The 11,687-nt window shown below is 29.0% G+C and carries 8 protein-coding genes and 4 tRNA genes; 2 read left to right on the forward strand and 10 right to left on the reverse strand.

Going from position 1 to position 11,687, the window contains the following annotated elements; genetic code table 11:
- Nucleotides 1-11: 11 nt before the first annotated feature.
- The 9 genes from tig to DB318_RS01405 form a co-directional block, all read right to left on the reverse strand.
- Nucleotides 12-1,370 (reverse strand): trigger factor, encoded by a 1,359-nt coding sequence (tig, locus tag DB318_RS01365; RefSeq protein WP_151074143.1) that lies wholly within the window; start codon nt 1,368-1,370, stop codon nt 12-14.
- 40 nt (nt 1,371-1,410) lie between these two features.
- Nucleotides 1,411-1,482 (reverse strand) — tRNA-Gly (locus DB318_RS01370).
- A 5-nt stretch (nt 1,483-1,487) separates the two neighbouring features.
- A tRNA-Leu gene (locus DB318_RS01375) sits at nt 1,488-1,568 on the reverse strand.
- A 78-nt stretch (nt 1,569-1,646) separates the two neighbouring features.
- Nucleotides 1,647-1,720 (reverse strand) — tRNA-Arg (locus DB318_RS01380).
- A 23-nt stretch (nt 1,721-1,743) separates the two neighbouring features.
- A tRNA-His gene (locus DB318_RS01385) sits at nt 1,744-1,816 on the reverse strand.
- A gap of 132 nt (nt 1,817-1,948) precedes the next feature.
- The gene (gene pepD, locus DB318_RS01390; RefSeq protein WP_151060241.1) at nt 1,949-3,379 is read right to left on the reverse strand and encodes a beta-Ala-His dipeptidase; all 1,431 of its coding nucleotides are present in this window, start codon (nt 3,377-3,379) and stop codon (nt 1,949-1,951) included.
- A gap of 108 nt (nt 3,380-3,487) precedes the next feature.
- Nucleotides 3,488-5,464 (reverse strand): ATP-dependent helicase, encoded by a 1,977-nt coding sequence (locus DB318_RS01395; protein ID WP_412677493.1) that lies wholly within the window; start codon nt 5,462-5,464, stop codon nt 3,488-3,490.
- 2 nt (nt 5,465-5,466) lie between these two features.
- Nucleotides 5,467-5,958 carry a chemotaxis protein CheD gene (locus tag DB318_RS01400; RefSeq protein WP_151074144.1) on the reverse strand — a complete coding sequence of 164 codons (492 nt, stop codon included), beginning with the start codon at nt 5,956-5,958 and terminating at the stop codon, nt 5,467-5,469.
- Nucleotides 5,959-5,963: 5 nt separating this feature from the next.
- Nucleotides 5,964-7,178 carry a D-alanyl-D-alanine carboxypeptidase family protein gene (locus DB318_RS01405; protein WP_151060236.1) on the reverse strand — a complete coding sequence of 405 codons (1,215 nt, stop codon included), beginning with the start codon at nt 7,176-7,178 and terminating at the stop codon, nt 5,964-5,966.
- Between the two features lie 70 nt (nt 7,179-7,248).
- On the opposite strand from DB318_RS01405, the gene DB318_RS01410 reads away from it, so the two are divergent.
- Nucleotides 7,249-8,751 (forward strand): lactate permease LctP family transporter, encoded by a 1,503-nt coding sequence (locus DB318_RS01410; protein WP_151074145.1) that lies wholly within the window; start codon nt 7,249-7,251, stop codon nt 8,749-8,751.
- Nucleotides 8,752-8,990: 239 nt separating this feature from the next.
- Nucleotides 8,991-10,850, forward strand: coding sequence for an integrin-binding adhesin P66 family protein (locus DB318_RS01415; protein ID WP_151073618.1), 1,860 nt, complete (start codon nt 8,991-8,993; stop codon nt 10,848-10,850).
- Between the two features lie 60 nt (nt 10,851-10,910).
- On the opposite strand, the gene DB318_RS01420 is transcribed toward DB318_RS01415, so the two are convergent.
- Nucleotides 10,911-11,663, reverse strand: coding sequence for a J domain-containing protein (locus DB318_RS01420; RefSeq protein ID WP_151074146.1), 753 nt, complete (start codon nt 11,661-11,663; stop codon nt 10,911-10,913).
- Nucleotides 11,664-11,687: the final 24 nt, after the last annotated feature.

The raw sequence follows: 11,687 nt of genomic DNA on the forward strand, positions 1-11,687 counted from the left end.
CTCCATTTTTCTTACTCACAAATTTTATAATTAACAAAATCTTTAAAAGAAATTTGACTGCCTTTTACTTCTTTAAGATTTGCCAAAATTTTTTTCTTAACTCTTTTTCTTTTGATATCATCCTTTAAATAAGAAATCAAATTTTGATCTTCATAAAATTTTTTAACCTCTTCATAACTCACACTGGAATTATCAGCCCGTCTAGCTATCTCATACTCAAGATCACACTCAGTAACTTCAATTGGATCTAAATCCACCATTTTCTGAATTATCAACTTAGACTTCAAATTGCTAAGAATTTCATCTTTTAAATTATTGCTACCAACAAATTCTGAAGAATAAAACATACTTTTAAACTCTTCCAGACTCATTTTATTATGCTTTGCAATATCCTTAAAGGCAATTTCAATTTCAGCCTCAAGCATTGAATGAGGAATATCTATCTCTAATTTTTTAGAAATAACAGAAAAAAATTTATTTAGCTTTAAAGCTTCTTTTTTTTCTTCAATAAGTTGTAAAATATTAGATCTTATAAAATTTTTAAGATCATCTAGTGTATTATATCTGTCGCTAATATCTTTTGCAAACTCATCATCTATTAAAGGGAGATCTCTTTTTTTAATACTCTTAATCTTAATCTTCAATTTTCTTGAAGAACCTGCAAGTTCTTCAAATTTGTAATCCTTAAGATAAGATTTTTCTATTATTCTCTCCTCATTTATTCTCATGCCAATTACATCTTTGTCAAAATCATAATAAGTCTCAGATTTTCCAACTGTAAAAACAAAATCTTGTCTTTTTGTTGATACTATTTCATTCGAAAGATCATCAAGTTCAACAAAATCTACTTTAACAATACTATCTTTTTTGACAAACCCTTCCTCATCTTCAATGATAATTGAATTTTCTATTTGAAGACGGCTAATTTCATTATCAATATCAGAATCATCAATAAAAACTTCAGGAACCTCTACTTCAATATCAATACCATCAATACTTGGAACTTTAAATTCAGGATAAGTTTCATATACAAAAGTAAATTCAAAATCTTTATCAAGATTTAATCTTAAATTTTTTTCCTTTATAATAGGAGAAGCATAACTCAAGGGCCTTTTGGGTTCTTCTTCAAAAAATTCTTTAAGAGAATTATTAACCACTTCTTCTAAAACAGAAGCTCTTAAAGCCTCAGAATATTTGTTTTCAATAATATTAATAGGAACTTTTCCAATTCTAAAGCCCTGAATCTTAAGTCGAGAAGAATAATCTTGCAATAATAAGTTATATTTTTCTTGAATAATATTTTTTGAAACCCTAATTAAAACCTCAACTTTTGAACCAGGAAGAAGCTTAATATCTTTACTTAAAATCACTGCTAATGCCTCAATTAAACTTTATTGATAATTATTAAAAAGCGAAAGACGGGATTTGAACCCGCGACTTCCACCTTGGCAAGGTGACACTCTACCCCTGAGTTACTTTCGCACTTTTACAGAAGGTGGGAGTCGAACCCACACGCCAAAAGCACTAGATCCTAAGTCTAGCGTGTCTGCCAATTCCACCACTCCTGCATACTTCATACTCAAACTAGTATACAAAAACTTAAAAGCTTTTGCAAGTATGCTTAATCTAGCAAATAAATAATATTTCGCACTCAGCAGGACTCGAACCTGCAACCTTTGGATTCGAAGTCCACTGCTCTATCCAATTGAGCTATGAATGCAGCTAAAAAGAAAATTATTGCAGGGTGATTGACGGGGCTTGAACCCGCGACATTCGGAACCACAACCCGACGCTCTACCAACTGAGCTACAACCACCAATAACAAGTAACTATGATTACCTATAATATTTTATAGATATTTAATTTCTAAGTCAATAAAAGATAAAAATCATAAAAATATGCAATTTTTTATTAGAAAATTCATATTAAAACATCAAATTTTTTAAAACTAGATTTTTTGAAATCTTTCTAAACTTTTTTTCAAAAAATCATAAACTCTAATAGTTGAAGAAATATTTACTCTTTCTCTAGTAGTATGAGGTGATTCAATCCAGGGCCCAAGAGTAACAGATTCTATACCCCCTAATCTAGAAGATATTATGCCTGTTTCAAGCCCTGCATGCACTAAAGAAACATTAGCATCTTCAAGATACATCTCTTTATACACATCCTGAAGATGTTTTAAAAGATTGCTATTCTTATCAGACTGCCAAGAAGGATAGTCATAAATTACGCGCAAATCAGCTCCTGATAAATCGCCTATTGATTGCAAATGATTAAAAACATACTCTTTATCTGAATCAAATAAAGATCTTATTAAAAAAGTAAAAATATAGTCGCCTTGCATTTTGGAAAGACTTGAAAAATTTAAAGAAGTCTTGATAAGCTTATTTTCATAATTTTCTACTTTTTGAACTCCATGTAAAAATCCCATTCCCATATTTAAAAGCTTGCTTTTGCTATTTTCATCAAGAACTTTAACTGATGAAAATTCTCTTTTATTAACAATAATATCAAATTCATTTTCAAGAGAATATATACTTTTAACTTTAAATACGAAAAGTTTAAGCTCTTTAGTTAATAAAGTATAATCACTATCATTAATAAAGATTAAAGCCCTAGCCTCATTTGGAATTGCATTGCTACTCTCTCCACCAAAAATACTTTCAATCTCAAAATCAATATTTGCTTTAATTTCAAAAAGAGCAAAAAACATTAATTTTAAAGAATTTGCTAAATCTAAATGAATATCTGCCCCAGAATGGCCACCTTTAAGCCCTTTAAATAAAATTTCTACTTTTGTTTTTTTTGTTGCAAGACTATATTGAGGAGAAAAAACAATCTCAACAAGTCTTGATCCCGCACAACCAACTAAAAAATAACCCTCTTCTTCTCCATCAAGATTAATAAGGCTTTTACCACTACATAGCTTAGAATCAAGACCAATAGCACCTATTAAGCCTATTTCTTCATCAACGGTAAAAAGAAGTTCTAAATCGGGATGAGGAAAACTATTGGCTTCACTCATAATGCTTAACATCATAGCTACTCCAATTCCATTGTCAGCTCCAAGGGTAGTCCCTACTCCTTTAAGATACCCATTCTCTTCAACAATTTCAATTGGATCTGTTTCAAAATTATGTAAACTAGATTCATTTTTTTCACAAACCATATCAACATGGGATTGTAAAATAATAGGATGCATATTAATGTTATTATTGGATTTTATCTGAACCACAATATTACCAACACTGTCTTCTTTAAAAGAATAACCAAATTTTTTAGACTTCTCCTTAATAAAATTAATAATTCCTTTAACATTTTTTGAACATCTTGGAATTTTTGATATCTCTTTAAAAGAATCAATTACAATACTCATAACAACTTTCCTTTGATTATATTAAATCCATAAATATGCTTAATATTTAAATTATAATTAACCATATACTATACTAAATTAATCTTAAAATTCATTCAATAATATTCATTAAGCTTTACTTTCAACAAAATCCGTATAATAATTAAAATTTAAAAATTCTTTAGGAATTTCTGCAATAAATCTTGAAGGCAGCTGTTCAAAAATTTGCCTATCTTTTTTCCGCTTATTAGCCATAGTAATAATAAGAGAATCTTTTGCACGAGTTAATGCAACATAAAAAACTCTCCTCTCCTCTTCCAAGCCAGCATCACTATCTTCAATAATTCTATGATGTGGAATAATATTGTCTTCAACGGCAATAAAAAATACATAATCAAATTCCAAGCCTTTAGCAGAATGTACTGTCATTAAATTAATATTAATATTTTCAGATTCTTCACTCACTTCGTTAGATTGAAGAACTATGTAGTTTAAAAAACTACTTAAATCTCTCAATTCACCAAATTGTTTAGATTCCCAATTTTTAATTATACTTAAAAACCCCTCTACATTTTGATATTTATATTCAGCCACCTTGATTGAATTTGGATTTTCATTAACTAAAAATCCCCAATATTCAATACTTTCTATCATTTCTCTGATTATATTAGAATACATGTTTTTTGTTATACTAAATTTATATTGATACTCTTCAATAAAAGATACAAAATCCTCTATGCTTTCAATTACCTGTTTATTTAAAGCCTTATCGTAACTAGAAATGTTTGTAAAAGAAAAAGTAATATCACAAAGCGCATCGTAAATACAGCAGCCCTTTTTGTCTGCTATATCTCTAATTTTTTTCAAATATTCCTTACCAATCCCTCTTCTTGGAACATTAATGATTCTAAGCAAATCATAATCACTTTTAGGATTTATTATTACATTTAAATAAGAAATAATATCTTTTATTTCTTTTCTCTGGAAAAAAGATGTTCCCCCTGAAACTTTATATTTTATGCCCTGTCTTTTTAAAATCATCTCAATGTTTTTAAAAAGAGCATTGGTTCTCATAAGAATTCCTATCTTTTTAGATTGAAAACCTTCTAGCCTTGAAAGCTCTATGATTTGATTTGCAACAAACTCAGATTCTTGAATTTCGTCCTCAAATATAAAAACATCTATAACTTTATTACACATCTTTGAAGACCACAAAGTCTTCTCTTTTCTATTTTTATTATTTAAAATCACAGAATTAGCAACATCTAAAATATTTTTTGAAGAACGATAATTTTGTTCAAGCTTTATTTCTTTAACCTTATAATCCTTTTCAAATTGCACCATATTGTTATAACTAGCACCACGCCAAGAATATATTGATTGATCATCATCTCCAACACAACATAAATTACCATGATTTATTAAAAGGCGAACAAAATTATATTGAATCAAAGAAGTATCTTGAAACTCGTCAATCAAAACATACTTATATCTTTTAGAATATTTATTTCTAAGATCAGAGTTGTTACTTAACAATTCTTTTGGCTTTAAAATTAAATCGTCAAAATCAAAAGAATTATAAAGCCTTAATCGCTCTTCATAAAGTTTAAAAATATTTATATCTTCTTTATTTAAATCATTAAGGACAAGAATCCCATTTTTTAAAAGTGAAATAACATTACTAAGTGAACTTAAAGAAACTTTTTTATTTAAAAGGCCTTCATCAAGTAAAATCTCTTTAAGAAGAGAAATTCTATCATTATCATCATAAATGCTGAAGTTTTTTTTATATCCTAGCAATTTATAATTTTCTTTTAAAAAGAAAAGTCCAAAAGCATGGAAAGTTGAAACCATAAGGTTACTAAGAGGTCTTTTCAAAATTTTTTTAATTCTATCTTTCATTTCATTAGCCGCCTTATTAGTAAAAGTTAAGGCTAAAATTTCCTTCTGAGCAATACCTTTTAGAAGTAAATACGCTATTCTATGAGTAACAACCCTTGTTTTTCCACTGCCAGCACCAGCAATAATTAAAAGAGCGCCTTCAATAGTGGTAACTGCTTCATATTGAAATTGATTGAGAGAATTTTTAAAAAAATCATCAAGCAAAATTAAAAAACCTTTGTTCCATCTGGATATTCAACAATAACTTTAAAGTTTTCAGGAAAAGCAAAAATCTTTCGTGACTTAGATTGATCAAAATCTTTAGTTAATATTGGAATACGATACTTATTTAATGTATTAACAGCAAACTCCGAATTTTCAAGTCCCACTTTAATCGCTCCTTTTGCCATAAAATTAGTTCCTCCAAAAAGCTTGGCCTTAAGATTGTTTTTATTAGCTCCATTTTCCAACATCGCATTTATTAACATGGGAATAGCATAAACTCCATACCTTCCCCTTTGGGCAAGAGATATATCAAGGTCTGACTTAACTAGGACATAATGATTCATTCCAATTAAATTGCTTGATTCGTCCCAAAGCACAACAGCAATACAAGAACCAAGAATTGTAGAAATAACTCTTTTGTTTGAAACAAAAGCTTCACCTGGAACTATTATTGTAACATCTCTTTTTAATTTAAAATTAAAATGATTTAACATAAAATTTAATCTCTCTTAAAAAAATTTATAAAACTCTTATAAAGACCTTGCCAAAACCCTAGTTTATTTACCTTACTACTAAACAAAACAACATCTCCTACTTTTTCATTTTCTAAAAAAATCATAGCCTTCCCAACAGGCATATCCCCACTAAGAGGAGCAACCAACTTATCAACAGCATAGCTTATATTAATTTTATCAAATTCATCTTTAGTTAAAACATAATAAAAAGGCTCTTTGGGAGAAAGAGCAACTGTATCTACTGTACCATTATAGACTTTTTCTTTTAATTTTACTATTAAAGAAACTTTAGAATATTCATTAAATCCATATTCAAATAAATTTTTTGCAATCAAAGCCCTCATCTTCTCTCCAGCCCCATTAATTGCTTTCTCAACTCCCAATATAACTGCTATTAATCTTCTTTTATCCTTTTGGGCAGTAGCAACAAGATTTAAGCCTGATTCCTTAATGTATCCTGTTTTAAGACCATCTGAATAAGAATAATCATATATTAATAAATTGGCATTTCTTTGTTTTAAGTTTAAAAATTTTGATGATAAAGTAGTTCCTAAATTTTTACTCTTTGGGTAAACAAAATACTTTAAGGAGTGGATATTAAGCATAAATTTGAACTTTTCTATATAAGATTTTACAAAAAAAGCCATATCTAATGCCGTAATTTTATTCTCATCACTGTATCCAGAAGGTTCTACAAAATGCATATTAAAAAGCCCTAAATTTAAAACATTAATATTCATTAAATTAACAAAACTATTTAAATCACCTACTACAAACTCAGCAATTGCAATAGAAGCATCATTGCCCGACGAAACTGCAAGTCCCTTTAAAATCTCTTCAAAATTAACAATTTGACCTTTTTCTAAAAACATTAAAGAAGAATTCAAAGGTGCATTATAATATGCAGCAGACTCGCTAATAGGAACTATACTTTTTAATTTTATATTTCGCTTTTCAGCCTCAATTAAAGCCGTATAAATTGTAACAATCTTTGTAAGCGATGCCGGAGGAACAATTAAATTGGGCTTCTTAGAATAAAGTATGCGCTTAGTATCAAAATCCATTAAAACTATTGATTTTGCATGCTTTGATAATTCATTAATTTTAGCTAAATTAACTGCAAAAAGATCATCACAAGGCAAGGAAAAAACTAAAAATAAAGTTAATAATAATCTTTTAATAACATAGATATTGTTCATGTTGTAATATTAAAATTATATATTATTTATTGATTGTTATTATAACACAATTTAAAAGGAGCAATTTTTTATGAATTCTTATGATTTTATAATGGCTTTAACACCAATAATCCTAATCATTATTGGACTTGGAATAATAAAAAAGCCCGCTTACTATGTAATACCTATATCATTAATAACAACTACTGCTATAGTGATATTTTATAAAAACTTAGGAATAGTAAGCGCAAGTCTTGCAACGCTTGAAGGAGCCTTAATGGGGATATGGCCAATAGTAACCGTAATTATTGCCGCCATATTTACATACAAAATGTCAGAAGATCAAAAAGATATAGAAATTATTAAAAATATATTATCAAGCGTATCTTCTGATAAAAGGATTATAGTTTTGCTAGTAGCATGGGGATTTGGAAATTTTTTAGAAGGAGTTGCTGGATATGGAACTGCCGTTGCAATCCCTGTGTCAATATTAATAGCAATGGGATTTGAACCATTTTTTGCCTGCTTAATCTGTTTAATAATGAATACCTCATCAACCGCTTATGGATCTGTGGGAATTCCTATAATATCTTTAGCTCAAGCAACTAACTTAGATGTTAACACTGTTTCATCTGAGATTGCATTACAATTAATACTTCCAACCTTAACAATACCTTTTGTATTAGTAATTCTTACAGGAGGAGGTATTAAAGGATTAAAAGGAGTATTCCTTCTTACCCTACTCTCCGGAATGTCAATGGCAATATCTCAAGTATTAATATCAAAAACTTTGGGGCCTGAACTTCCCGCAATCCTTGGAAGCATTCTTTCTATGACAATAACAATAGTTTATGCAAAGTTTTTTGGAAATAAAGACGTGTACGAATACCAAAACAAAAACATAATCCCTCTATCAAAAGGAATTATTGCTTGTTCACCATACATTTTAATAGTAGTATTTATAGTGCTTGTATCTCCTCTTTTTAACAAAATTCATGAATACCTAAAAACTTTTCAAAGCACTGTTAGCATTTATCCAGGAGCAAATCCCCTGCACTTTAAATGGATTACCTCTCCAGGCTTTTTAATTATGCTTGCAACAATAATATCTTATTCAATAAGAGGAGTCCCAATATTAAAACAACTAAAAATATTTACACTAACCTTGAAAAAAATGGCACTATCTTCATTTATAATCATATGCATTGTTGCAATATCAAGATTAATGACATACAGTGGAATGATAAGAGATCTTGCTAATGGAATCTCAATAATAACAGGTAAATTTGGCCCATTATTTAGTCCACTAATTGGGACTATTGGAACATTTTTAACAGGGAGTGACACAGTTTCAAATGTTCTTTTTGGACCTTTACAAACACAAATGGCAGAAAACATTGGAATAAATCCTTACTGGCTTGCAGCAGCAAACACAACAGGAGCAACTGGAGGAAAAATGATTTCTCCCCAAAACATCGCAATAGCAACAACAACTGCTGGATTAATTGGACAAGAAGGTAAGCTTTTATCAAAAACAATGCCTTACGCTTTATACTACATTTTAGCAACGGGGCTACTGGTTTATTTAGTATAAATTAATCATTTAAAATAAATAAGATTAATTTTATTGTAAATTAATCTTATTTATAAATTTAAATAATCTAAAAATCATAAAATAATAATATGGTTTTGAATTTTTACCCAATAGTTTTAATATTGTATACATGCTATTATGTACAATATAATAACATGTATACAATACATTTTATTAATACGTTTAATAAATAACTAGAACTAATAAAAAGTTTATAGTTACAACAGGAAGGTATAATTATGAAAAATCATATTCTATATAAATTAATTATATTTTTAACTACATCTGTAGCAATATTTGCAGCAGATGAATTAAAGGAAAAAGATATATTTAAAATAAACCCGTGGATACCCACATTTGGAATTGAAAACACAAGTGAATTCAGATTAGATATAGATGAGCTTGTCCCTGGATTTGAAAACAAAAGCAAAATTACTATTAATCTTAAACCATTTGAGGCTAATCCCGAACTAGGCAAAGATGATCCATTCTCAGCTTACATTAAGGTAGAAGATCTTGCTTTAAAAGCAGACGGCAAAAAGAATGATCCATTTAAACTTGACTTGGGAGATATAACAGCCCAAATTAATATATACGATTTTTCCATTAAAATAAGTACTATGACAGATTTTGACTTTAATAAAGAATCTCTATTTAGTTTCGCGCCTATGACCGGATTTAAAAGCACTTATTATGGATTTCCAAGCAATGATAGAATAGTAAGGGGTACAATTCTTGCAAGAGGTACTTCTAAAAATATAGGAACAATTCAAATGGGATATAAACTCCCACAAATTGACCTTACATTTGCAATAGGAGGAACAGGTACAGGTAACAGAAATCAAGAGAATGACAAAGACACTCCATACAATAAAACTTATCAAGGAATTCTTTATGGATTTCAAGCAACATGGAAACCAATAAAAAATCTACTTAATCAAAATGAAGATACCGAGTCTGTAATTGCAGAAATACCTTTTGAATTAAATTTTGGCTTATCAGGGGCTTATGGAAATAAAACATTCAATAATTCATCAATAACATATTCCTTAAAAGATAAATCCGTAATTGGTAACGATTTATTGAGTCCAACTTTATCAAATTCTGCAATTTTAGCATCTTTTGGAGCCAAATATAAGCTTGGATTAACAAAAATCAACAATAAAAATACCTATCTTATTTTACAAATGGGTACTGATTTTGGAATAGATCCTTCTGCAAGCGATTTTTCCGTATTTGGACACATCTCAAAAGCAGCAAATTATAAAAAAGGAACGTCCTTAGATCCTAATAAAAAAGCTGAAGATACATTCGATCCAAATGGTAATGCTCTTAATTTTAGTAAAAATACAGAACTGGGCATTGCATTTTCAACAGGAGCAAGCATAGGACTTGCTTGGAATAAAGACACTGGTGAAAAAGAATCTTGGGAGATTGGGGGATCTGATTCTTACAGTACAAGACTATTTGGAGAACAAGACAAAAAATCTGGAGTTGCATTAGGAATAAGTTATGGACAAAATCTCTACAGATCCAAGGATACAGAAAAAAAATTAAAAACCATATCCGAAAATGCATTTCAAAGCTTAAATGTTGAAATCTCAAGCTATGAAGACAATAAAAAGGGACTTATAAATGGACTAGGATGGATAACATCTATTGGTCTTTATGATATTTTAAGACAAAAATCTGTAGAAAACTATCCTACAACAAGCTCAACTACTAATGAAAACAATAAAGCTGGACAAAATCCAACAAACACCCAAGCTATAGCCCCTAATCTTACATTTGAAGACGCAATGAATCTAGGTATAGCTTTATATCTTGATTATGCAATTCCAATAGAATCTATTTCAACAGAAGCGTATGTAGTACCTTATATTGGAGCATACCTTTTAGGGCCTCCTAATAAAATCTCAAGCGATGCTACAAAAATTTATCTAAAAACAGGACTTAGTCTTGAAAAACTAATAAGATTTACAACAATTTCAATTGGATGGGATTCAAATAACATTATAGAACTTGCTAATAAAAACGCAAATAACGCCGCTATTGGTAGTGCTTTTTTGCAATTCAAAGTAGCCTACAGCGGAAGCTAACAGTAAAAGAAGGGCTTTTGACCCTTCTTTTTTTATCTTTTAAAACAAATTAATAATTAATTACTTCATATTTCTTTCTTTACAAATCTTTTCATAAGCATCTTGAATTTTAATAAATTTATCATTTGCATCTTTTTGCCTTACAGGATCATTTGTAAACTTATCAGGATGATATTTTATAACAAGACTTTTATAAGCCTTTTTAATCTCATCATCACTGGCACTATAAGTTAACCCCAAAACACTATAGGGATTTACAATTTTAATATTAATATCTTTATAAGCTTCATAACCATCAGATTCAAGTTCAAGAAAAACGCCAACATAAGAAATAAATTTTTCAGCTTCCAAGTTTTTATACCTAGAAAGCTTATTAATTTCTTTAAGAGCAGCAAAAAGCCATATAAAAAGATCTTTATGTTGAAAATAGCCAAGCTTGAGGGTATACAAAATTTTATCCGCATTATTATTCTTATTAATAGCAGAATGAAAAATAGTATACAATTCTGATTTACCACGTTCGGACAAATTCAAAGAGTTGATAATAAAGTTAACATAACTTAGCTGTTCTCCTGTTACAGTTCCCAAAATAGATAATAATTTGGCCATTAATAAAAAAGAAAGTTTATAAAATTCAAACTCTCTAGATCTAGAATATGAATAATCCCTTGTAAAATAAATTCTAAAAACACCTAAAAAGCTAAATAATATCAAAATAAAAGGAAATAATATAAAAAGCATTCCTATTAAAATGGGATTAAAAATGAAAATAAAAAACAACACTAAAAAAAATGTTCTAATTAAGCTTGGCATTTATTGCTCATAACCTCCAAACAT

This window comes from [Borrelia] turdi (genome assembly GCF_008828755.2).
GTDB lineage: Bacteria > Spirochaetota > Spirochaetia > Borreliales > Borreliaceae > Borreliella > Borreliella turdi.

Bases quoted from the DNA above. Each gene is read 5' to 3' on its own strand.
- pepD (WP_151060241.1), bottom strand. From the start codon at position 3,379: ATGAGTATTGTAATTGATTCTTTTAAAGAGATATCAAAAATTCCAAGA.
- DB318_RS01400 (WP_151074144.1), bottom strand. From the start codon at position 5,958: ATGTTAAATCATTTTAATTTTAAATTAAAAAGAGATGTTACAATAATA.
- DB318_RS01405 (WP_151060236.1), bottom strand. From the start codon at position 7,178: ATGAACAATATCTATGTTATTAAAAGATTATTATTAACTTTATTTTTA.
- DB318_RS01410 (WP_151074145.1), top strand. From the start codon at position 7,249: ATGAATTCTTATGATTTTATAATGGCTTTAACACCAATAATCCTAATC.
- DB318_RS01415 (WP_151073618.1), top strand. From the start codon at position 8,991: ATGAAAAATCATATTCTATATAAATTAATTATATTTTTAACTACATCT.
- DB318_RS01420 (WP_151074146.1), bottom strand. From the start codon at position 11,663: ATGCCAAGCTTAATTAGAACATTTTTTTTAGTGTTGTTTTTTATTTTC.